Source organism: Nocardiopsis sp. Huas11 (assembly GCF_003634495.1).
GTDB lineage: Bacteria > Actinomycetota > Actinomycetes > Streptosporangiales > Streptosporangiaceae > Nocardiopsis.
Genome location: NZ_RBKY01000001.1, coordinates 5,701,998 through 5,723,545, shown reverse-complemented (window position 1 = coordinate 5,723,545; position 21,548 = coordinate 5,701,998). Strand labels below are relative to the sequence as shown.

17 protein-coding genes and 1 pseudogene are annotated in these 21,548 nt (G+C 73.2%); 6 read left to right on the top strand and 12 right to left on the bottom strand.

Annotated elements, in window-relative coordinates:
- Window positions 1-143 precede the first annotated feature (143 nt).
- Complete coding sequence (locus DFP74_RS33645; RefSeq protein WP_158613061.1) at window positions 144-845, top strand: hypothetical protein; 702 nt, start codon at window positions 144-146, stop codon at window positions 843-845.
- A gap of 40 nt (window positions 846-885) precedes the next feature.
- On the opposite strand, the gene DFP74_RS25880 is transcribed toward DFP74_RS33645, so the two are convergent.
- The 4 genes from DFP74_RS25880 to DFP74_RS25865 all read right to left on the bottom strand — a co-directional run bounded on the left by DFP74_RS25880 (window position 886) and on the right by DFP74_RS25865 (window position 4,599).
- Window positions 886-1,743, bottom strand: a complete 858-nt coding sequence (locus tag DFP74_RS25880; RefSeq protein WP_121185585.1) for a (2Fe-2S)-binding protein — start codon at window positions 1,741-1,743, stop codon at window positions 886-888.
- 209 nt (window positions 1,744-1,952) lie between these two features.
- Window positions 1,953-2,693: a DUF2306 domain-containing protein gene (locus DFP74_RS25875; RefSeq protein ID WP_121185583.1), complete on the bottom strand. Its 741-nt coding sequence runs from the start codon at window positions 2,691-2,693 to the stop codon at window positions 1,953-1,955.
- A 65-nt stretch (window positions 2,694-2,758) separates the two neighbouring features.
- Window positions 2,759-3,619, bottom strand: coding sequence for an ABC transporter permease (locus tag DFP74_RS25870; protein ID WP_233571161.1), 861 nt, complete (start codon window positions 3,617-3,619; stop codon window positions 2,759-2,761).
- On the bottom strand, window positions 3,616-4,599 hold the full coding sequence (locus DFP74_RS25865; RefSeq protein WP_121185582.1) for an ATP-binding cassette domain-containing protein: 984 nt from the start codon (window positions 4,597-4,599) through the stop codon (window positions 3,616-3,618). Before DFP74_RS25865 ends, DFP74_RS25870 begins: the two co-directional genes overlap by 4 nt.
- 101 nt (window positions 4,600-4,700) lie before the next feature.
- Between DFP74_RS25865 and DFP74_RS25860 the strand changes: the two genes are divergently transcribed.
- Window positions 4,701-5,501: a TetR/AcrR family transcriptional regulator gene (locus DFP74_RS25860; RefSeq protein WP_121185580.1), complete on the top strand. Its 801-nt coding sequence runs from the start codon at window positions 4,701-4,703 to the stop codon at window positions 5,499-5,501.
- A gap of 31 nt (window positions 5,502-5,532) precedes the next feature.
- On the opposite strand, the gene DFP74_RS25855 is transcribed toward DFP74_RS25860, so the two are convergent.
- The 3 genes from DFP74_RS25855 to DFP74_RS25845 form a co-directional block, all read right to left on the bottom strand.
- Window positions 5,533-6,735, bottom strand: a complete 1,203-nt coding sequence (locus DFP74_RS25855; RefSeq protein WP_121185578.1) for a JmjC domain-containing protein — start codon at window positions 6,733-6,735, stop codon at window positions 5,533-5,535.
- Between the two features lie 233 nt (window positions 6,736-6,968).
- Window positions 6,969-9,152, bottom strand: coding sequence for a prolyl oligopeptidase family serine peptidase (locus tag DFP74_RS25850; protein ID WP_121185576.1), 2,184 nt, complete (start codon window positions 9,150-9,152; stop codon window positions 6,969-6,971).
- A 125-nt stretch (window positions 9,153-9,277) separates the two neighbouring features.
- Window positions 9,278-9,607 carry a helix-turn-helix domain-containing protein gene (locus tag DFP74_RS25845; RefSeq protein ID WP_121185574.1) on the bottom strand — a complete coding sequence of 110 codons (330 nt, stop codon included), beginning with the start codon at window positions 9,605-9,607 and terminating at the stop codon, window positions 9,278-9,280.
- Window positions 9,608-9,778: 171 nt separating this feature from the next.
- Here DFP74_RS25845 and DFP74_RS25840 point away from each other — a divergent pair, with 171 nt between their 5' ends.
- Complete coding sequence (locus tag DFP74_RS25840; protein WP_121185573.1) at window positions 9,779-10,669, top strand: NAD(P)-dependent oxidoreductase; 891 nt, start codon at window positions 9,779-9,781, stop codon at window positions 10,667-10,669.
- A gap of 72 nt (window positions 10,670-10,741) precedes the next feature.
- Here the strand turns inward: DFP74_RS25840 and DFP74_RS25835 are convergent, their stop codons facing one another.
- Entirely contained in the window at window positions 10,742-11,962 is a 1,221-nt protein-coding gene (locus DFP74_RS25835; RefSeq protein WP_121185571.1) for an ABC transporter ATP-binding protein, read from the bottom strand.
- A 612-nt stretch (window positions 11,963-12,574) separates the two neighbouring features.
- Between DFP74_RS25835 and lnt the strand changes: the two genes are divergently transcribed.
- Both lnt and DFP74_RS25825 read left to right on the top strand, forming a co-directional pair.
- On the top strand, window positions 12,575-14,233 hold the full coding sequence (lnt, locus tag DFP74_RS25830) for an apolipoprotein N-acyltransferase (RefSeq protein WP_121185569.1): 1,659 nt from the start codon (window positions 12,575-12,577) through the stop codon (window positions 14,231-14,233).
- A gap of 157 nt (window positions 14,234-14,390) precedes the next feature.
- Complete coding sequence (locus DFP74_RS25825) at window positions 14,391-14,972, top strand: FxsA family protein (protein ID WP_121185567.1); 582 nt, start codon at window positions 14,391-14,393, stop codon at window positions 14,970-14,972.
- A 60-nt stretch (window positions 14,973-15,032) separates the two neighbouring features.
- On the opposite strand, the gene DFP74_RS25820 is transcribed toward DFP74_RS25825, so the two are convergent.
- A complete protein-coding gene (locus DFP74_RS25820) occupies window positions 15,033-15,704 on the bottom strand; it encodes a hypothetical protein (RefSeq protein ID WP_121185565.1) in 672 nt (223 codons plus the stop codon).
- 179 nt (window positions 15,705-15,883) lie between these two features.
- Here DFP74_RS25820 and DFP74_RS25815 point away from each other — a divergent pair, with 179 nt between their 5' ends.
- Window positions 15,884-16,639 carry a cyclopropane-fatty-acyl-phospholipid synthase family protein gene (locus DFP74_RS25815; protein WP_121185563.1) on the top strand — a complete coding sequence of 252 codons (756 nt, stop codon included), beginning with the start codon at window positions 15,884-15,886 and terminating at the stop codon, window positions 16,637-16,639.
- Window positions 16,640-16,713: 74 nt separating this feature from the next.
- On the opposite strand, the pseudogene DFP74_RS25810 reads toward DFP74_RS25815, so the two are convergent.
- The 3 genes and pseudogenes from DFP74_RS25810 to DFP74_RS25800 all read right to left on the bottom strand — a co-directional run bounded on the left by DFP74_RS25810 (window position 16,714) and on the right by DFP74_RS25800 (window position 21,353).
- A pseudogene (locus DFP74_RS25810) lies at window positions 16,714-17,275 on the bottom strand (nucleoside deaminase).
- Between the two features lie 12 nt (window positions 17,276-17,287).
- A complete protein-coding gene (locus DFP74_RS25805; protein WP_121185561.1) occupies window positions 17,288-18,577 on the bottom strand; it encodes a multidrug effflux MFS transporter in 1,290 nt (429 codons plus the stop codon).
- A 163-nt stretch (window positions 18,578-18,740) separates the two neighbouring features.
- Window positions 18,741-21,353: an HAD-IC family P-type ATPase gene (locus DFP74_RS25800; protein WP_370013432.1), complete on the bottom strand. Its 2,613-nt coding sequence runs from the start codon at window positions 21,351-21,353 to the stop codon at window positions 18,741-18,743.
- Window positions 21,354-21,548 lie beyond the last annotated feature (195 nt).

The following is a 21,548-nucleotide window of genomic DNA, read 5'->3' as shown; positions in this document are numbered from 1 at the left end:
CCTCACGCGGTTACCGTCCAACTAGGGCGTGTTCGGTGGATGCCGCCCGTCGCGAGAAGAGCAACCGCGCCGCAGGCGTCCGTCCACGCCCTGGGCCCACCGGCCCGGGTGGGCGCAGCAGCCGGACGTGAGGGGTGGTCCCAGTGACCGATCGAGAGCCCGACCACAGACCTGAGGAGCGGTTCGGGGCGTCCCCGGACCCGGTGAACCACCGGCCGCCCGAGGAGTGGCGCCCCGGGGACCCCGGAGACCCGTCCCGGGGCGGCCCCCCGCCGCCGGGAGAGCCTCCGCACGAGCGTCCCCAGGGCTTCGCGCCGGGCGAGCACCCCACGGGGGCCCCGCCCGAACCGATCACGGGCGAGTACTCCGAGGGGCCCAGCGGCTCGTCCCAGGCGGGGTTCGAGCACGCCGGGTACGCGCCGGGCTACGGCGAGGCCGACGAACCGGGCGCGGGCCCGGGCTCCGGAGCGGGCACGGTCCCGCCCATCGGGCAGCCGTGGAGCGGATCCGGCCAGACCGGTCCGCAGCCGGGATGGCAGACGGGGCAGCAGACGGGGCCCCAGTCCGGCTGGACGCAGCCGCCCGGCCACGGGCAGCCGGGCGGGGAGTACGCGCAGCCGGGCGGTGTGTACGGCCAGCCGCCGCGCTACGCCCAGGGGCCCGGGTACGGGCAGGGGACCCCGTCGGCGGGCTACGGCGCCTACACGTACGGGCAGCCCACGGAGAAGGCCACGCCCTGGGGCAAGATCGTCGGCATCGGCTGCGGGGCCCTGCTGGTCGTGATGCTGGTCAGCGCCGTGGTGTCGGCACTGGTGATCATCCTGGTCGGAGTGGGCACACGCTAGGTCGCGGTGCGGGCCGCCCGGCCCGGCGGCCGGGGATCCGTCAGGGGGCCAGCGCCGGGTCGCGCAGCCACTCCGCCAGGGTCTCCTGCCGTTCGCTGTCGCACTTGAGCGGACAGGTCGTGCAGAACCCGTGCTCGGGGTCGCCCTTGTAGTCGAAGCAGCACGTGCCCCGGACCGCCCAGGTGCCCCGCGGGTGCTCGGGGGCGAAGGGGAAGAGCCGGGGGCGCTTGCGCGTGACCGCGCCGGCGGCGACCACCGCGTCGCCGAGCCGGGAGGCCAGGTCCCAGGCCTCTTCGGCGTCGCGCCCCAGGTAGCGGGCCGGATTGAGCATGTAGAAGTGCAGGGTGTCCAGGATCCAGCCCCACAGCGTGCGGCGCCCGGCCCTGGAGTGGTCGTGCAGGGCCTCCACGAGCGGGCCGACGGTGGCCACGAAGCCCTCGGCGGCCATCCTGAGCTGCTCGTCCTCGTCCCGGGCCACGACGGTGCCGGTGCGGCCGGCGGCCGGGTCGTCGGGCAGGACCACCAGGCGGGCGTCGACCACGGCGGGGGTGCCGAAGCGGCAGCGCACGGTGTCCCAGGGCAGGACGAGGGAGCGCGGGGTCAGCAGCGGCGCCCGGCCGGTGAGGTAGAGCGAGGCGGAGAGCAGGAAGATCGGTTCGCGCAGGGTGGCGCGCAGGAAACCCGTCGCGGCGGGCAGCCGGTGGCCGGGCCCGTGCTCGGTGCGGAGCTTGTCGAAGAGCACCGGCAGGGAGCCGTCAGTGGCGAGGGCGTCGGCCCGGTGCCGCTGGAGGGCGCCGGCGGTGGCGCGCGGGTCCCGGGACGTGACCAGGTCCGGCAGGGGCGCGAACCGTAGTGACGCGCACGCGTCACGGATCGCGTCGAGCGGATCAGGAGTCACCGCGGAACCTGCCCTTCGTCGCATGAAGCCGTTACCGGGGTGTGGTGCGGTCGCAGTGACCACCGGTGTCACGGTTGCATCTGCGCCTCTTAAGTGAGGCTACCCTAACGATTCGGCGGTCCGCAATGCTCATCGGCGTGTCGTGACGCTCCCTTGGTGAGGAGAAGGGGCTGGTCCGAGCGGGGGCACGGCTCGATCGGCGGCCGGGGTCAGGCGGTCGGCCGTGCGGGGCGGCGCGCGCGGCGTCGCGGGCGGCGGTACTTGAGCCACCATTCCACGAACAGCAGCGGCAGCAGCCACGACAGGAAGCTCGAGGCCGGGGCGATGCCGAAGATCAGGGCGTCGAGGTCGCCGTCGTAGGCGGTGTCCAGTCGCGGCAGTGCGACCAGGACCAACAGGACGATCACCACGCGGTTGAACCCGATGGCGTACAGCAGGACGAAGCTGCGCAGCATCCACTCGCGGTGGTCGGCGAACCGGCGCCGCCGCGCCATCACGTAGCCGGTGACGGTGAAGGACAGCCACAGCAGGGCCCAGACGGTGTTGCTGATCTGGGTGCTGGTCCCGGTACTGCTGTAGGGCGAGATGAGCAGGGCGGGGATGCCCAGGAGCGGAATCCCCACCATGACGTAGACGCGCCCGGTCCAGCGGTGGACGGCCGGGTACCGGCCGCGCATCCAGGGCCACACCTGCACGATCACCAGCAGCGTGAGCAGGGTGCCGCTGAAGATGTGCGTCACCAGCACGGGGTAGTACCAGGAGGGGTGCTCGGGTATGGGCAGGCGCGAGGTCGCCGGGTCGAGGCTGAGGTACGGCGGTACGGAGTAGAGCAGGAAGACCAGGCTGAACAGGGTCAACGGGACGATCCAGGGGCGCTCCCACCAGCGCGGGTCCGGGCGGGGCCGGTTCGGGCCGCGCTCCGGCGCGGTGGTCGCGGTGTTCGTGGACACGACAGGTCTCCTCGGTGATCGGTGATCGGGTGAGTGGATGGACGGGCTTGCTGCGCTGGCCGGTCTCAGCGGTCCAGCGACCGGAACCTGCGCACGGCCAGGGGCGCGGCCACGAGCACGACGGTGGTGGACACCGTCAGGGCCAGCGCCAGGGCGTGCTGGGCGGGCCAGGCGTCCGAGGGCAGGGACGGATTGCCGAACAGCTCCCGAGTGGCCGTGACGACCGCCGAGAGCGGGTTCCACTCGGCCACGGGCGCGAGCCAGGAGGGCATCGCCTGGGCGGGCAGGAAACTCGTGGAGAGCATCGTGAGCGGGAAGGCTAGCGGGTAGACGACCATGCTCACCGCGTCGGCCGTGGGCATGACCAGGCCCAGGAGCGCGCCCAGGCACACCAGGGCCAGCCGGAACAGCAGCAGGACGCCGACGGCGCCCGCCGCCGAGACCGCCCCGTCCTCGGCCCGCCAGCCCAGGAGGAGGCCGACGCCGAGCAGGAGCACGACCTCGACGGCGCCGCGCAGCATGTCGGACAGCACGCGGGCGCCGAGCAGTGAGACCGGGGCCATCGGCATGGAGCGGAACCGGCCCATCACCTCGCGCTCGGTGTCGCGGGCCACGCCCGCGGCCGTGCCCGCGATCCCGTAGACCATGACCATCGCGAGCATGGCGGGGACCAGGAAGGACGGATAGTCCTCGGCGCCCGGCGGGGCCATGGCCTTCCCGAACACGAAGCCGAAGAGCAGCAGCATCATCACCGGCATCACGAGGGCGATGGCCGGCTCGAAGGGGTCGCGGGCCATGTGGCGCAGGTTGCGCCGGGTCAGCACGAGCGTGTCCGACCACGCCTTGCGCGGCCCTGCGGCGCGCCTCAGCCCGGCACGGGCGGTGCCCGGGTCCGGCGGCGCGGTGTGCGCGGTCGTGGTGCTCACGCGGCCACCCCCGCGGTGTCGGCCGGGGCGGACGAGCCGGTCAGCGCGAGGAAGACCTCGTCGAGGCTGGGGCGGCGGACGCCGATGTCGGCCACGCGCGCGCCGCAGCCGTCCAGCGCGCGCACGGCGCGGGTCAGGGTGCCCATGCGGTCCGTGGCAGGAACGCTGACCCGCTGCTCGGCGGGTTCGACGGTCGGCCGGACGCCCAGGGCCTCCTCGAGCAGGCCGGCGACGACGTCCCGGTCGGCCGCATCGCGCACGACCACGTCCAGCCGGTCGCCGCCGACCCGGGACCGCAGGTCGTCCGGGGTGCCCTCGGCGATGACGCGCCCGCGGTCGATCACTGCCACGCGGTCGGCCAGCCGGTCGGCCTCCTCCAGGTACTGGGTGGTCAGCAGCACGGTGGTGCCCGCGCGCACCAGGGTGCGGACGGACTCCCAGACCTGGAGGCGGCTGCGCGGGTCCAGTCCGGTGGTGGGCTCGTCCAGGAACAGCACGTCGGGTTCCTGGACGAGGCTGACCGCCAGGTCCAGGCGGCGGCGCATGCCGCCGGAGTAGCCGTCGGCGCGTCGGTCGGCGGCCTCGACCAGGTCGAAGCGCGCCAGGAGCTCCTCGGCGCGCTCGCGGGCCGCCCGGGCCGGGTAGCCGTACAGGCGCGCGAACATCACGAGGTTCTCCCGTGCGGTCTGCAGTTCGTCGACGGCGGCGTACTGGCCGGTCAGCCCGATGCGGGTGCGGACCCGGTCGGCGTGGAGGACGACGTCGTGGCCGTGGACGGCGGCGCGTCCGGCATCGGGGCGCAGCAGGGTGGCGAGCACCCGCACGGCGGTGGTCTTGCCCGCCCCGTTGGGGCCGAGCAGGCCGTAGACGGTGCCGGGGCGCACGGTCAGGTCGAGGCCCTCCAGGGCGCGTGTGGCCCCGTAGCTCTTGCACACCCCCTCCGCGCTGATCGCGGGCGGTGGCCCGGCCGGGTCCGGCATGGTGTGTACCACCTAAACTGTGTATTGGATACTCGATACTGTTTAAGTAATACACAGATCTAGGATGGGTGTCAACGACGATCCCGACGACGTGGTGGCACATGGCAGAGCAGGAACCGAACCGGATGGCCCGCGAGATCGACCTGTTGTGGGGACCGCGCGAACCGGCCCGACGCGGGCCCAAGCCCCGGCTCAGCCGGGGGGCCGTCGTCGAGGCCGCGGTCGCCCTCGCCGACGCCGAGGGGCTCGAAGCCGTCTCCATGCAGCGCGTGGCCAAGGAACTCGGCTACACCACGATGTCGCTGTACAGGCACGTGGACAGCAAGGAGGACATGCTCACGCTCATGGCCGAGGCGGCCACGGGGGACGCACCGCCCGCGCCGGAAGGGGACGGCGGTTGGCGCGCCGGTATCGAGACCTGGGCCGAGGCGATCATGCGGCGCTACCGCGCCCACCCGTGGATGGTCTTCGTCCAGCTCTCGGGGCCGCCGAGCGGACCCAACGGCCTGCAGTGGATGGAGGCCGGACTACGCGAGCTCGTCAGGGCGGGACTGCGCACCGGAGACGCCCTGGAGATGCTGCTGCTGATCTCCGCCACGCTGCGCGAGACCGTCCGCATGGAGGTCGAGATGGGCCGGGCCGCCGAGGCGGCCGGGACCACGCTGTCCGAGAGCGAGCGCGACTACGCCCGGGCTCTGCGCGAGGTCGTGACGCCGGAGAGGTTCCCCACCATCCGCCGCATGCTGGACGAGGGGGTCCTGGACCAGGCCGCCCCCGCGCCGGACCCGGGGGGCGGGCCGGCGGGAGGCCCCGCCGAAGGGCTGGACTTCGGACTCCAGCGCATCCTCGACGGGGTCGAGGCCTACGTCCGCGCCACCGCCGGCGACGCTCGGGGCGCCTGACGCCGGGACCGTGGATCGGTGTCGGCCCGGGTCAGCGGACCAGGACGAGGTGGTGCCGGGCCAGGGCCACGACCACCTGGGCGGTCGCCTCCGCCGAGGTCCCGGCGTGCTCGGCGAGCTCGGCCACCGTCAGCACCCGGTGCTCGGCCAGGGCCTCCAGCACCGGCGCGGCCACCTCCGGAAGCCGGTAGCGCTTGCCGGACACCGACACCGCCACCCGGCCGTCCTCGTGCTCCATCGGCGGCGGCAGGACCGGGACGAACTCCACCCGGGCGCCGGGCCCCGGCGGATCGTCCTGCACGGCCCAGGGCAGCGCGAACGACGTGCGGCGGGGGAAGCGTGCGTCCCGCTCGGACAGGACCTCGTCCATGTCCCACGCCTCGGCCAGCTCCAGCAGCCGGGCGACCAGCGCGTGCTGGTGCTTGCGGCGCTCGTCGGCGGCGGCGAAGCGGGGCAGGTCGCGGCGGAAGGTCTCCTCCTCGAACAGCCGGCGCACCAGCGTGTTCGCCCAGTCGATCCCCGTGGCGCGGGTGAAACCGAACGTCAGGTGCATGCTCACGCCCCCGGTGCCGGTGACGGTGTGCCACCATCCGCGCGGGACGTGGATGATCTGTCCGGGCCGCAGCACGCCCTCCCAGATCGTGTGCGTGCGGCCGTCGGCGTCCACCGGCGCGGTGTGCGCGTGGTCGGTGTCGTCCTTCATCGGGAACGCGCGCGTGCCCGGGCCGTGCACCTTCCAGTGCTTGGTGCCCTCCAACTGCACGATCATCGTGTCGTGGTCGTCCCAGTGGGTGTCGAAACCGCGCGACTCGCCCCAGATCAGGTACAGGTTGGCCTGCACGCGTTCGCGCACCAGCCGCATGAGGTCGTCGGCCGCCGCACCGACACCGGGATGCATCCGGTCGACGCTGTCCAGGACCAGGCTCGCCCCGGCCCGCAGCTCCCGGTAGAGCGCCTCGGGACGCACGATCCGGCGCGCGGCGCGCGAGGAGGTCCCGTTCGCGGTGTAGCGGTCGACCGGAACGGGTGAGCCGTCCTGGTGCAGGCGCAACCGCGGGGGTTCGGGAGAGCACGTGGTCAGCACGTCGTTGAGGTCGTCGAAGGTGAAGAGGGAGCGGACGGCGTCGGCGCCCAGCTCGGCGAAGAAGAACTCCTCCGACAGGCGGGTGGTGAGGGCCTCCCGGCCCACGACGTCGCTCAGGGGTCCGGTGAACAGGTGGCCGGGGTCGGTCACGGCGGTCCTTCCACGAGGGGGACCCGTCCGGTCCGGACCCCGGGGCCCGGACCGGACGGGCAGGGATCAGATGAAGTCGGAACTGCCGTCGGTTCCGTCGCTGTCGCCGCCCGCGGTGATGTCGCGAGAGGTGACCTCCGCCAGGTCCTCGACCTCAACCTCGATGGGGTCCATTCGCACCGCACCTCACTTTCTGTGTGCCGTTATCTTCTCGGGCAGGGCGGCCACCGCGCTCAGCGCGGCAGCAGCCCCGTTCGTTGGGCCGCGAACGCGTGCGCGTCCGCGGCCAGGGCGACCGCCCGGCTGACCGCGCGCGGTCCGTGGCCGACGTCGGGCTCGTAGCGCAGCAGGGCCGGCGGACGGTCCTGGCGGCGTGCCGCGGCCAGCAGCGCCGCGCACATCTTGCGCGGATGGGCGGCACCGGTCCTGGTGTCCCCGGCGAAACCGGTGAGCAGGATGCTGGGGTAGCGGTGGCCGGGCGAGTGGACGGCCCGGTCCAGGACCCGGTGGTAGGGGGAGTAGGACATGAGCGCGGCGAAGTCGTCGGGGTCGGCGGCGGTGCCGAACTCCCGGGTCCACATCCGGCCCAGGCCCAGCCGCTCGAACCGGGCCATGTCGGCCAGGGGAGCGGAGGCGATCACGGCCGCGCACAGGTCCGGCCGGTCCGTGGCGGCGGCCAGGACGAGCAGGCCGCCGGCCGAGCCGCCGGACAGGCACAGCTGGTGGCGTGCGCACACGTCGGCGCCGACCAGGGCGTCGGCCGCCGCCACCAGGTCCTGCACCGCGCGCGGCTTGTCGCGTCCCGACCCGCGCAGGTGCCAGTCGCGTCCGGCGTCGCCGCCGCCGCGCACGTGGGCCACGGCGTAGCGGCCGCCCGACAGCAGCCAGGCCAGCACCGTGGCGCTGAACCCGAACTGGCGCGGTCGGCCGAAACCGCCGTAGGCGTGCAGGATCGTCGGACCGGGCTCGGACGGGGCGGCGGGCGCGGCCTCGGAGCCGGGGCGCTCGCGCAGGGTGAACACGCTGATCGGGACCCGGGTGCCGTCCTGGGAGCGGCACCACAGGACGGTGCGTCGAACGGTGGGCGCGGGCGTGGGCGCGGGCGCCTCGTGTCCGCACGCTGCCGCGGTTTCCGCGGTTTCCGCGGTCTCCGCGGTCTCCGCGTTCGAGCGGCGGGCGGGCCAGGGACGGGGCACCGCATCGCCCGGCGGTAGCGACAGCACCCGCTGCTGGGCCGCCACATCGGCGTATCCGAAGTGCACCGTCCCGTCCGGCGCGGCCTCGGGCGTGGACACCATGCCCTCCCCGGGCAGGTCCACCGCGTACAGGCGGGCACCCGTGCGCGCGTCGTGCACGCTCGCCTCGCTGATACCCAGCCGGGTGCGCGCCACGAACAGGGCGGCGCCGTCGGGACCGGAACAGGGGCTGAAGGCGTCCAGGGTGGCTCCGGGGTCCTCCGCCACGACCTCGTGCCAGTGCTCGACTCCGGGCTCGTGGGGGGAGACCGCGCAGATCCGCCGGTGCGGGGCTCCCAATGTGGTGCGCAGGTACAGCAGGCCGTCCGGTCCGAGCCTGGCCTCGGTCTCGCCGTCCTGGCCGACCTGGACGGCCCGCAGCAGCGGCCCGCGGGTGCGGCTGGGACGATCGCCGAGATCGGCCAGCCACAGGTCCGTGCGGTGCCCGGTGCCGTGGCCCTCGGTGACCAGCAGCCAGCGTCCGCCCAGGACGCGTACACCGGGCACGGTGCCGGGCGCCGTGCAGGCGTGGACGAGGGTCTCGGCGCCGTCGGCGACCCGGCGCAGCCACACGCCGCGCACGCCCTGGGCGCCGTCGCGCCGTACATAGCAGAAGGCGGGTCCCTCGCCGGGCAGCCAGGCCACGTGCGAGTAGCGCACCCCGGACACCGAGGGGCCGACCTGAGCGCCGGAGTCGGTGCGCAGCACACGCAGTACGCCGCGTTCGACGCCGCCGGAGGAGGTCTGCAGGGCGATCAGGCGGCCGTCGGGATCGGGTTCCCAGGCGTCGAGGGTGGTGCGTCCGCTGGAGTCGCGGGCGGCGGGATCGAAGACCGTCCGCGGCGGGCCCTGGCCGTCGTCGTCGAACACGACCAGGCGGGGGTGTTCGGCGCCGGCGGGTCGCAGCGTGGTGAAGACCCGGCCCGGACGGATCACCGGGGGCGTCCACAGGTCGGTGTGCACCAGCGAGCGGATCCGCTCCGCCAGACGCCCCCGCAGCGGCCAGGTGGCGGCCTCGCGCTCGTACTCTCGGCCGCGCTCCTCGATCCAGTTGACCGTCTCGGGGGAGTCCGCGGCCTCCAACCAGCGGTAGGGATCGGGCACGGCCCGTCCGTGGAGGGTGTCCAGGACGGAGGCGGGATCGTGGACGAGGGCGGCTCCGGGGGCTCGGTTGCGCACCATCACATGCTTCGGTCTGGAAGCGCGACGGTCAAGACAAGGATCCCTGACCCCAGGGCACACCAGTGTCACCGAAAGGTCAGGTTTGGCGGGGGCGATTCACGGACGAACGACGTGGTCCTCGCGGGTCAGGGCAGGGCCTCGATCCGCTCCATGTTCTCCTCGCCCCAGACACCGAGCGGCTCCATCGCGGACAGGAGGGAGCGGCCGAAGTCGGTCAGGGAGTACTCCACCTTCGGCGGGACCTCGTGGTAGGCCTCGCGGTGCACCAGGCCCCGGCTCTCCAACTCGCGCACCTGCAGGATGAGCACCCGCTCGCTGATGCCCGCCACCTCGCGCCGCAGCGCGCCGAAGCGCAGCGGCCCCTCGTCCAGGGCGAACAGGATCAGCCCCTTCCACTTGCCGCCCATGAGATCGATCGCGGCGTCCAGCCCGCATGTGTAGGTCCGCCTGCCCATCACCGCTCCTACGAACAAAAAGATCAGTACCCGTCAAAAATGACGGTACTTGAACACGTGTTCGTGCGCCTCCAGGATGAAGGGTGCGTCGCGACATCGCGCACCGGGGCGGACGCGCCCCTCCCACCACGCGCGGGATCCCACCCCTCACTCTGACGACTGGAGACGACGATGACCCAGAAAGACCGCGCGCACGTGACCGTGATCGGGCTCGGATCGATGGGTCGAGCGCTGGCCGCCGCGTTCGTGGCGGCGGGGCACCCGACCACGGTGTGGAACCGCACCCCGGACCGGGCCGCCCCGCTCGTGGAGCAGGGGGCCGTCCAGGCGGCCTCGGTCCAGGACGCGGTCGCCGCCGCACCACTGGTCATCACCTGCCTGACCACCTACGAGGACACCGTCCAGGCCCTGGAGCCGGCCGCGACGGCCCTGGAGGGGCGGGCCCTGGTCACCCTCAACAGCGGCTCTCCGGCCGGTGCCCGGCGGATGGCCGACTGGGCGGTCGGCCACGGCGCGCGCTTCCTCGACGGGGCGGTCAAGGACGTGCCCCCGGCCGTGGGCGCGCCGGACACCCTGCTCTACTACAGCGGTGACCGGGGCGTCTTCGACGAATTCGAGCCGGTGCTGAGGGTGCTGGGCGGCGACACCGTCCACCTGGGCGCGGACGCCGACCTCGCCGCTCTGTACGAGATGGCGGTCGGCGGCACCCTGCTGCCCGCGCTCCTGGGCTTCCTCCAGGGCGCCGCGGCCGTCACCTCGCGCGGGCTGGAGGCGGCCTCGCTCGTGCGGTTCACCGAGAAGTGGCTGGAGATGATCGCCTCGGTCCTGCCGACGGTGGCCGCGGAGGTCGACAGCGGCGACTACACCCGGCTCCCGTCCAGCGTGAACCTGTTCCTGGCCGGCGCCGCCCACGACGCGGAGCTGGGGGAGGAGGCCGGCCTGGACATGTCCTGGCACGCCCCGATGCACGAGTTGCTGCGGCGCGCGGTGGCGGACGGGTACGGCGAGGACAGCGTCTCGGCCCTGGTCGAGGTCCTGCGCCGCCCGGTCGAGCGGGTGTGACGACGGCGGGGCCGCTCCCGTCCGCCAAGGGCGGTCGGGAGCGGCCCCGGTGGTGTCCGGTCGCGCTCCGTCCTAGACGTTGTCGGGGTGACCGATCGCCAGGCCGCTCTCGTGGTCGAAGAAGTGCAGCTGGCTGACGTCCACCGACAGGGTGATCGTGTGGCCGGGCTTGACCGAGCTGCGGGGGCTCACCCGCGCGGTGAACAGCGACTTGTTCTCGTTGAGGGGCAGCGCGGACTCGGCGCTCTCCTCGTCGTCGCCCGCGGCGTCCTTGGCCAGGGCGGCGGCGTCCTCGTGGCGGATCGGCGGGGCGTCGACGCTGAAGATGACGTTGATCTCGGTGCCCAGCTCCTCGGTCACACCGGCGGTGACCTCGATGCGCGGGTCGCCGTTGCCGTCGAGCTCGGCGTCACTGAAGTCGGAGGGGCGGATGCCCAAGATGAGCTTGCGGCCCAGGTAGTCGCGCAGACCCGGGCGGCTGTCCAGCACGCCCGCCGGGATCGGCAGCTTGTGGTCGGCGAAGGCCAGCGCCGCGCCGTCACCGTCCTGCGTGAGCTCGGCGTCGACGAAGTTCATCGCCGGGGAGCCGATGAAGCCCGCCACGAACAGGTTCTTGGGCGCGTCGAACAGGCGCTTGGGGGTGTCGACCTGCTGCAGGCGGCCGTCGCGCATGACCGCGACCCGGTCGCCGAGGGTCATCGCCTCGATCTGGTCGTGGGTGACGTAGACGGTGGTGACGCCCAGGCGCTCGTGCAGCTGGTTGAGGCTGGCGCGCATCTGCACACGCAGCTTCGCGTCCAGGTTGGACAGCGGCTCGTCCATGAGGAAGGCCTGCGGCTCACGCACGATCGCGCGGCCCATGGCCACACGCTGGCGCTGACCACCGGAGAGGGCGCCCGGCTTGCGCTTGAGGTAGGGCTCCAGGCCCAGCATCTCCGCGGCCTCGCCGACGCGGCGGGCGATCTCCGACTTGCTGACCTTGCGCAGCTTCAGGCCGAAGGCCAGGTTCTGCTCGACGCTCATGTGGGGGTAGAGCGCGTAGTTCTGGAAGACCATCGCGATGTCGCGGTCCTTGGGCGGACGGTCGTTGACGACCTCGTCGCCGATGACCAGCGTGCCGTCGGAGATCTCCTCCAGGCCGGCGATCATGCGCAGTGCGGTGGACTTGCCGCAACCCGAGGGGCCGACGAGCACCATGAACTCGCCGTCCTCGATCTTCAGGTTGAGGTCGTTGACGGCTTTGACATTGCCGCCGTAGATCTTGTCGACGCCGTCGAGGACGATCTCCGCCATGGTGGTCAGCTCCCGCTGGATCGTGGTGTGCGGTGAGACGGGTCTCGTGGCCGACGACCCGTGTTCACCGCCCTGGTTACGAAGTTGATCGAACCAGGAAGTTTCATTGATCACATCAGACACGATCTTGATCGAAATGTCCAGAGTTGGTGCAGTGTTGATCCGATTGCGGTCAGACACAAACCCCGGGCGCTCAGCTGGCGTGGCGGGCCCAGGTGCGTTAGCCTGTCCGACGGTTCTTCACTTTCTCCCCTTCACCACCGCGACACGGCACCGACGACACGGCCGCCGGGTTGAGGCACGAGGTCGGGGAGTCTGGGTAACCTAACGACCAGTCCAGCACTGGACGGACCGGTTGTGCGGCCCCCGCTCGTCCGATCTGACGCTGCATCACACGCCAGGTGCAGTTGCGATCGGGTGAGGGGAGGAGTACCGCGACCGGGCGGGGGGTTGGACCCGGAAAAGGCCCGAACATCCAGTAGACAACGGTCTTCCGAGCTCGCCGCCGACGGGACGGAGCCGGTCCGAAGGGTGGCTCGGGCCTTTTCCGCGTCCCCCCATATGCTCTAACCGCCAGCATCCCCACACGCCAGCGGAAAGCGAGCAACCCAGGTGGTCGCCGAGCACATCGAGCAGGGCGGGTCCCCGCGCTCCGACAGACCCGCGTCGAGCACCGCGGGGGAGGGGTCCGCGGCCGCGACGCCATCCGCGCCCGCGACCGTGGCCCCCCTGGGGCACCGCTGGGGCCGCTACGACCTCCTCTGGCGGGTGCTGGCCGCGGCGGGTTCCGGTCTGGCCCAACTCCTGGCACTGCCGCCCTACGGTCTGTGGTGGCTGGGGCCGCTCAGCGCCGCACTGCTCGTCTTCGCCGTGGCCGGGGTCCGGCTGCGCCGCGCCGCCTGGCTGGGCGGGCTGTCCGGCGCCACGCTCATGGTGCCGCTCGTCCGCTGGCAGGACATCTTCGGTGTCGACGTGTGGCTGGCCATCGCCGGCGCCGAGACCGTCTACTTCCTTCCCATGGCGATGGGGATCGCGCTCGCCGTGCGGCTGCCCGGGTGGCCGGTGTGGACCGCCGCGCTGTGGGTGGCCCAGGAGGCCCTGCGCGCCCGCTGGCCGCTGGGGGGCTTCCCGTGGGGCAAGCTCGCCTACGCCCAGCCCGACACGCCCTTCGTCGGCTACGCCGCCCTGGGCTCGTCCGCCCTGGTGTCCTTCGCCGTCGCCCTGTCCGGAGGCGTCCTGCTGTGGGCGGTGCTGCGCGCCTTGTCCGCGACCGCGCCGGCCCGGGCGCGCGTCGCCTCGGCCTCCGCCGGAGTGCTGGTCGCCGCCGCCGTGCTCGCGGGCGGGGCCCTGGCGCCCTCCGTGGCGCGCCCCGCGCCCGCCGAGACCGTCACGGTCGCCATGGTGCAGGGCAACGTCCCCAACGTCGGCGAGATGTCGATTCTGGGCGAGCGCATGCAGGTGCTGCGCAACCACGCCGACGGCGTCCACGAGCTCGCCGAGGCCGTGCGGGCGGGCGAGGAGCCCCGGCCCGACATGGTCCTGCTCCCGGAGAACGCCTCCGACATCGACCCCTTCCGCGACCCCGAGGCCGAGGAGATCATCTCCGAGGCCGCGCGTGACATCGGCGTCCCGCTGCTGTGGGGGATGAGCCGGTTCAACGACGACGGCACCCGTTACGTGCAGAGCGTGGTGTGGGACCCCGAGACCGGCCCCGGCGACGTCTACGTCAAGCGCTACCTGGTGCCCTTCGGCGAGTACATCCCCTACCGCGACTTCTTCACGCGGTTCGTGCAGCGACTGGAGCAGGTGAGCTCCGACGCCGTGCCCGGCACCGAGCCCGGCGCGATCGACGTCGCCGGAACCACGCTGGCCGTGGGGATCTGCTTCGACATCGCCTTCGACCCGCCGGTGCGCGAGTCGGTCGCCGCGGGCGGTCAGATCATCGTCGTCCCCACCAACAACGCCAACTACAACTTCACGGGGCAGACCAACCAGCAGCTCGCCATCACCCAGCTGCGCGCCGTCGAGCACGGCCGTTCGGCGGTGGTCGTCTCGACCAGCGGTGTGAGCGCGGTCGTCGATCCCGACGGCACCGTCGCCTACGAGTCGCCGGAGGCCGAGGCCGACGTCCACGTGGCCCAGATCACCGCCATGGACGGCCAGACGCTCGGGACCCGCCTGGGCGCGGCCCCCGAGGCCGTCCTGAGCGCCCTGGGGGTGGCCTCGGTGCTGGCCGCCGTCATCGTCACGCGCCGCCGGGCGCGCGGCTGAGGCCCCTCCGCCGCGCGCGGACCGGCCCCTGGCGCGGGCCGGCCACGATCCGAGGCCGGGTCGCCAGGGGTGGGCCGCGCGTGGCGGGGAACGATGAGGGACGCGGGAACGTTCTTCCCACAGACCCCCGCCGCCCGTGAGTTGAGGATGGTTCACGATGCCGCTGCTGGCCGTGCTGGCGCTGATGGCCCTTCCGTTCGTGGAAGTGTGGCTGATGATCGTCGTCGGCGGATGGATCGGTGTGCCCTGGACACTGGCCGCCCTGGTTTCGCTGACCGTCCTGGGCGTGTTCCTGCTGCGCCGGGCCGGAACCAAGGCCTTCCGTGACGCCGACCAGGCCATGCGCACGGGCGAGCCGCCGCGCGGCGGGCTGCTCGACCCCCTCATGCTGATGGCGGGCGGTGTGCTGCTCATCGTGCCCGGCTTCGTCACCGCGTTCCTGGGACTGCTGCTGGTCACGCCGGTCACGCGCCCCGCTCTGCGCTGGGCGTTCGCCGGATGGGCCCAGCGCCGGATGCGCCGGATGCAGGAGCGGATGAACGAGGAGTTCGTGGCGCAGGGCGCCCGGATCCCCGGCCAGGGCGGTCCGGCGGACCCCTTCGGCCGTCGCCCCGGCGGCGACCCGGGCCAGGGCGGCCCGGCGGGTTCGGGAGGTTCGACGGGTACGGGCGGTGGCCGGGTCATCCAGGGTCGGTTCGAGCCCGAGCGCTCCGACGAGGCCGACCGCTCCCAGGACTGATCACGCCCGGGACCGATCGATCCCGGGAACGGTCGCGTGCGATCAGAGTGCCGGAGCCGGTCAGCCGAACGCGACGACCAGGATCGTCGTCACCGCGATCAGCGCGACGGCGATCGCGCCGCCCACCAGCATGGTGAAGCCCGTGAAGTGCCTGTGGTAGACGGGCAGCCGCACCCGGTGGCTCCGGCGGAACTCCCTCATCGTCGGAACGGCCGGGTCCAGCCACGTCCCACAGGGCGCGCCGAGCCGCCGCCACAGCTCCGCCAACTCCTCCTCCGGCCAGTACGCGGTGGCGAAGCTGACCGTGCGGCCGTCCGTGGCGGCGATGACGGTCAGGACGTTCCCGTTCCTGATCCCGTTCGAGTCCGCCAGGTAGCGCGCCTTGGTGACCTCGGCGACGCGGTCCCGGGGCAGCCTGCGCGTTCGGCCCCGCCAGTTCCGGTGGACGATCTCGTCCGGCGTGAGCACCAGGCGGCTGTTGCGCCAGAACAGGACGCCGTAGACCAGGCTCAGGCCACAGGTCACGAGGACGACCGCGCCGATGCTCACCACGAACACGAGGCCGGACCCGGGGTCGTCCTCCTCGAAGGAGTACCAGCCGGCGGCGAACTCGACCACCAGGGCGAGGAGCGCGACGACCAGGAGCGCGATCCGGCCGGGGCGCCTCATCTCCCGCCAGAAGTCCCCGGTCCCGGGACTCACCGTGAACGTCGTGGCCGACTCGTGCCGCATACTGCTCCCTCCCACCGCCGCCCCGGGGCCGTCGCGGCCCCGGGGTCACACTTCGCATCAGGTATCGGACGGACGTATCGTCCGATCGGTTCCCCGGACCGAGGAGGGCGACCGGTCCGCCCGGCGTCCTGGCGGGAAAACCGGTGGACAGGCGTGTCCCCGCCCGACAGGCTGCCCGGATGGTCACACCACCCCTGCCTCCCCTGTACCGCGCCGCCGACGTCAACGGACCGCTCTCCGACGAACACGCCGCCCGGCTGATCACGACCCTCGGCCCCCTCGACGGGTGCCGCGTCGTCGACGTCGGCTGCGGCTGGGCCGAGTTCCTGCTCCGTGTCCTGGCGAGCGCGCCCACGGCGACCGGCCTGGGTATCGACCGGGGCGAGGAGGCCATCGGGCACGGCCGCGCGAACGCGCGCGCCAGGGGACTGGACGAGCGGGTCGAACTCGTCGTGGGGGACGTGGCGGACTGGTCGGGGACCCGCGCCGACGTCCTCGTCAACGTCGGCTCCACGCACGTGTGGGGCGGTGACCCGGTCACGCACACCGCGACTGCCCTGGGGGCGCTCGCCGGCCTGCTCCAACCCGGCGGCCGCCTGCTGTTCGGCGAGTGCTTCTGGCTGCGCGAGCCGACCGACGCGGAACTGGCCGCCATGTACGACAACCCGCGCGAGCAGTACCGGTCCATGCGCGGGCTGGTCGACCTCGCCCTCTCCCACGGGTTCCGGCTGCGGGCGCTCTCGCAGGCGAGCCCGGCCGAGTGGGACGACTTCGAGAACCGGCACGCCCAGGGCTGGGAGGACTGGCTGCTGGAGAACCCGGACTCGCCCGACGCCGACGAGGTCCGGGCCACCGCGGACCGCCACCGGGCCGCCCGGGTCGACGGGATGCGCGAGATCCTCGGCATGGCCTACCTGACGCTCATCCGCGTGTGAGGGGGCCTCGGCCCGGTGGCGCAGCGCCGCACACGCTCCACCACCGGGCCCGCCCGCTCAGGCGGCGAACAGGGTCATGAGAGGCCGAGGACGCGGGCGTGCAGGCCCCTGACCTGCTCGGTGAACGCGGCGACCGGGCCCTCGACCACGGCGTCCGGCACGACGTCGGTGATCGGGAGCGGGCGCACCGGGCCCGGCGGCAGGCCCCAGCCCTCGCGCCAGGCGGTCAGCTGGGCCGAGGAGCCGGCGTACACGATCCGGCCCAGGCCGGCCCGCCCGTCACCCGCCATCGCCCACGGGGCTGAAACGGGGGTGGGCTACCACCCTCAACCGGCGCCTCCGGCGCAGTTCTTCCCTGTTGTGCGCGGCCGCGCACATGGGGCAGTGCTCGCCGGAGGTGTACACGGTGGCCGCGGCGCGCTCGGGCAAGGTCATGTGCGTGCCCGCCCAGCGGGCGATCTCGAACTCCGGGTGCCGGGTCTGGTCGCCCCCGGACACGCGGTTGTGGTCCTCGAACAGGACCTCGCCGTCCCCCGAGACCAGCACCGAGCCGAAGGGCTCCTCGCCCTGGTCCAGGGCCGAGGCAGCCAGGTCCACGGCGCGCCGCAGATGCCGTACGTCGTTGTCGTCCACCACGAGGCGCTCCCTCTATCGGGCCTCGCGCCCTCGCGGGCGCCGTCCGCGCGCCATGCTACGCCGCACACGGTCACCGACGCCCGACCGCGCACCCGTGCGGGCGTTCGGGCCCGCCGTGGTCAGCGTGCACAGGGCCAGCAGCGCCAGGGCCGCGGAGCCGAACAGCACGGCGCCCATCGGCACGGCCGTGGTCTCGTCGAGCCCGACCAGGGGAGCGGCCACCGCGCCGATGACCATCGGGAACGCCCCGATCAGCGCGCTGGCGGCCCCCGCCCGGCGCTCCTGGCCGTGCATCGCCAACGCGAAACCGCAGGCCAGAGTGGCGCCCATCGCCGCCATGTACACGAACAGGGGCACCGCCAGGGCGACCAGCGGGGCGCCGACGAGGGTCGCCACGAGCACCGCCCCGGTCGAGGCCACGGCCGCGACGGCCGCCGCGCGCAGCAGCGTGCGCTCCGACCACCGGTCGCTGAGGCGCCCCACCGACGCGCTCCCCAGGATCATGGCCAGTCCGTTGACGGCGAACAGCACCCCGAAGCCCTGCGCCGACACCCCGTGCAGGTCCTGGTACACGAACGGCGTCCCGGCGACGTAGGCGAAGCTCCCTCCGTGCAGCAGCCCGACCACGAGCGCGTATCCGAAGAAGCTCCGGTCGCGTAGGAGTGAGCCCATGGACCGCAGGGACCCGCCCACGCTGCCCGGCACCCGCCGCTCCGGCGGCAGGGTCTCGCCAAGACCGAGCGCGGCGACCGCGGTGACGGCCGCACCCAGTACGGCGAGGAAGACGAACACGGACCGCCAGCCGCCCAGGGGCAGCCACAGGATCCCGCCGCCGATCACCGGCGCGATGAGGGGAGCCACCGCGGTGATCGCCGTCAGGACCGAGAAGAACCGCGTCAGATCGCCCCCGCTGAAGACGTCGCGCACGACCGCGCGCGAGAGGACGAGCCCGGCCGAGGCGGTGAAGCCCTGGAGGAAGCGCGCCGCCACCAGCGTGCCGGCGGTCGGCGCGAGCGCGCACAACAGGGACGAGAGCACGAACAGGGCCAGGGAGACCAGCAGCGGCCCCCGCCGCCCGCGCGCGTCGCTGAGCGGGCCGACGACCACCTGGCCGGCGGCCAGCCCGACCATGCACGCGGTCAGGCTGAGCTGGACGACGGAAGCCGACGCGTCCAGGTCGTCGGCGATCGCCGGGAGCCCCGGCAGGTACATGTCGATGCTGACCGGGCCCAGGACCGACAGCAGGCCCAGGAGCAGGGCCAGTCCGAGGCGGGCGCGTCCGGTGGGCTGCTGCGGTGTCACGGCCCTCCCTGGGCGTCATCGGTGGATGCCCGTCGCCCGCCATCCTCAACGGACGCCTGCGGCGCTGACCCCTCCGCCGGTGGCGCTCACCGAAAGCGTGCCGCCGGCCGTCGGCGCGGGGCGCCGTGGTCACCCGCCAGCGTAATCGCGCCCACGCCGCCGGTCACCCCGTCGGCGCCGGGCTTGACGCGGCTTCGTCAGAATCGGCCTCGCGTCGCGACTTCGCGGTCATCCGGTCGTCGACCACCCGGATCACCGTGATCACGACGATCGCCACACCCGCCACCGCCAGACCGGTCAGCACCTTGGTCGGGTCGCTGACGTCCAGGTCGAAGAACCACTGGCCCAGCGGCGTCACCATGATGGTGGTCAGCAGGCCCACCATCGAGCCGACCAGCACCACCTTCCACCACACGTACGGCTTCGCCACCAGCAGCAGCACCCACAGCGTCGTCGCGCACAGGGTGATCACCACGGCGGTGCGGTCGGCCGGGTCCGGTACGGTCCGCCCGCCCAGGACCAGCAGATACGTGGTCACCGCCGCGAGTCCGGCCACCGTTCCCGACGGGATCGCCAGCCGCAGGGTGCGCCCCACGAACCCCGGCCGGGCCAGGTCGGTGTTGGGCGCCAGTGCCAGGAAGAACGACGGGATCCCGAACGTGACCGCGTTGATGAGGGTCGCGTGGCGGGGGAAGAACGGGTAGGCGACCGCGAGCAGGCCCACGATCGTGGCCAGGATCATCGTGTACACGGTCTTGGTCAGGAACAGGCTGGCCACGCGTTCGATGTTGCCGATGACCCGGCGGCCCTCGGCCACCACCTTGGGCAGTGCCGAGAACCGGTCGTCCAGCAGCACCAGCTGGGCCACCGAGCGCGAGGCCGGACTGCCCGACCCCATCGCCACGCCGACGTCGGCCTCCTTCAGCGCCAGCACGTCGTTGACGCCGTCGCCGGTCATCGCGACCGTGCGGCCCCGGGCGCGCAGCCCGCGCACCATGTCGCGCTTGCGCTCGGGGGTGACGCGGCCGAACGCCGACCGCGCCGCCACCTCCTGAGCCAGGTCGTCGGCGTCCTCCGACAGGTCACGGGCGTCGACCGGCCGATCGGCGCCGGGCAGGCGCAGCTCGCGCCCCACCGCCCCGACCGAGGCGGCGTGGTCGCCGGAGACGATCTTGACGTCCACGCCCTGTTCGGCGAAGTAGTCCAGGGTGGGCGCGGCGTCCTCGCGCACCCGCTGGTCCAGGACCACCAGCGCGACCGGCCGCACGGAACCCGGGGCGCCCTCGGCGTCCACGCGCGCGAAGGCCCGGGCGAGCAGCAGCACGCGGTGCCCCTGGGCGCCCAGGCGGGCCGCCTCGGCCGCGGCGGGTGTGTCGGCGGAGGTGAGCACGTCGGCCGCGCCCAGCACCCAGTGCTCCTCACCGGTGGGCGTGCGCAGGCTCGCGCCGCTCCACTTGCGGGCCGAGGAGAAGGGGGCCAGCGCGGTGACCGGCCAGTCCGGCGCGGAGCCGCCCGTGGCCGCGCAGCCCTGGGCGATGGCCGCCATGCTCGCGTTGGGTTCGGGGTCGCTGCTCGCCAGTGCGGCCAGCACCCGGGCGGGGGAGGAGCCGGTGGCGCCGTCGGGGCCGCCGCCCAGGTCACGGATCTCGGCCAGACGCATACCGGCCTCGGTCAGCGTGCCCGTCTTGTCGGTGCACACCACGTCCACCCGCGCCAGCCCTTCGATGGCGGGCAACTCCTGGACCAGGCAGCGGTGCCGGCCCAGGCGGATCACGCCCACCGCGAAGGCGATGCTCGTGAGCAGGATGAGGCCTTCGGGGATCATCGACACCAGGGCGGCGACCATGCCGCGCAGGGCGTCGGCCAGGGGACCGGAGACCTGCCCGCCCGCGACCGACTCGTCCAGGGCCACCTGTCCGCCCAGGAACAGCTGGCTGTAGACCAGCAGCCCGCCGATCGGGAAGAGCGCGTAGGTGATCCAGGTGAGGATGCGGTTGATGCCCGAGCGCAGTTCGGAACGGACGAGGGAGAACCGGCCGGCCTCCTCGGCCAGCCGTGCGGCGTAGGCGTGCCGTCCCACCTTCGTGGCCCGGAACCGGCCCGTGCCCGCCACCACGAAGCTGCCCGACATCACCGTGTCGCCGGGTCGCTTGAGGACCGGGTCGGCCTCTCCGGTGAGCAGGGACTCGTCGATCTCGAGGCCGCTGACGGAGGTGACCACGCCGTCGACGACGATCTGGTCGCCCGTCCCGATCTCCAGGATCTCGTCCAGGACGATCTCCTGCGTGGCCACCCGTACCGTCGCGCCGTCGCGCACCACACGGGGGCGTGCGGCGTTGACGATCGCGAGCTTGTCCAGGGTGCGTTTGGCGCGCAGCTCCTGGACGATGCCGATGAGGGTGTTGATGACGATGACCATCGCGAAGAGCCCGTCCTGGACGGGTCCGATCACGGCGATGATCGCGAAGAGCACCGCGATCATCGCGTTGATCCGCGTGAACACGTTGCCGCGCACGATCTGGGCGACGCTGCGGCTGGCACGCACCGGCACGTCGTTGGTGCGGCCGCTCGCGATACGCGCGGCCACCTCGGCCCGGTCCAGCCCCTGTTCGGTCCAGGGCTCGGTCGGCCCCCGGGCGTCGTCGTCGGGCCGGTCGCCCGCGATGGTCGGGACCGGTGAGGAAGGCGGGGGCGCGGACACGGGGTCGGCGCCGTTGCGACGCCGGCCGGGCCGGTCGGTCGGCCTGTCGATCGGCCGGTCGGATGGTTCGGGCACGCACTTCTCCTGGCTGCGGCAGGGTGGGACGGACGGAAGGCGAGGGACGCGAGAGGCTCCCGTCACGGGTGTGACCTCGATACGAGGCAGAACCAGACTAGAAGACTCTGCGGCCGGTGTCGGGCGCGCTCACCCCCGGGCCTCCGGTGGTGCCCGCACCCGCGCCCCGGGGCACGGTGGGCCGCACCCCGGTCT

Excerpts from the sequence above, each read along its gene's own strand:
- DFP74_RS25815 (WP_121185563.1), top strand. The coding sequence starts at position 15,884 with ATGGTCACACCACCCCTGCCTCCCCTGTACCGCGCCGCCGACGTCAAC.
- DFP74_RS25860 (WP_121185580.1), top strand. The coding sequence starts at position 4,701 with ATGGCAGAGCAGGAACCGAACCGGATGGCCCGCGAGATCGACCTGTTG.
- DFP74_RS25820 (WP_121185565.1), bottom strand. The coding sequence starts at position 15,704 with ATGCGGCACGAGTCGGCCACGACGTTCACGGTGAGTCCCGGGACCGGG.
- DFP74_RS25850 (WP_121185576.1), bottom strand. The coding sequence starts at position 9,152 with ATGGTGCGCAACCGAGCCCCCGGAGCCGCCCTCGTCCACGATCCCGCC.
- DFP74_RS25825 (WP_121185567.1), top strand. The coding sequence starts at position 14,391 with ATGCCGCTGCTGGCCGTGCTGGCGCTGATGGCCCTTCCGTTCGTGGAA.
- DFP74_RS25835 (WP_121185571.1), bottom strand. The coding sequence starts at position 11,962 with ATGGCGGAGATCGTCCTCGACGGCGTCGACAAGATCTACGGCGGCAAT.
- DFP74_RS25845 (WP_121185574.1), bottom strand. The coding sequence starts at position 9,607 with ATGGGCAGGCGGACCTACACATGCGGGCTGGACGCCGCGATCGATCTC.
- DFP74_RS25840 (WP_121185573.1), top strand. The coding sequence starts at position 9,779 with ATGACCCAGAAAGACCGCGCGCACGTGACCGTGATCGGGCTCGGATCG.
- DFP74_RS25865 (WP_121185582.1), bottom strand. The coding sequence starts at position 4,599 with ATGCCGGACCCGGCCGGGCCACCGCCCGCGATCAGCGCGGAGGGGGTG.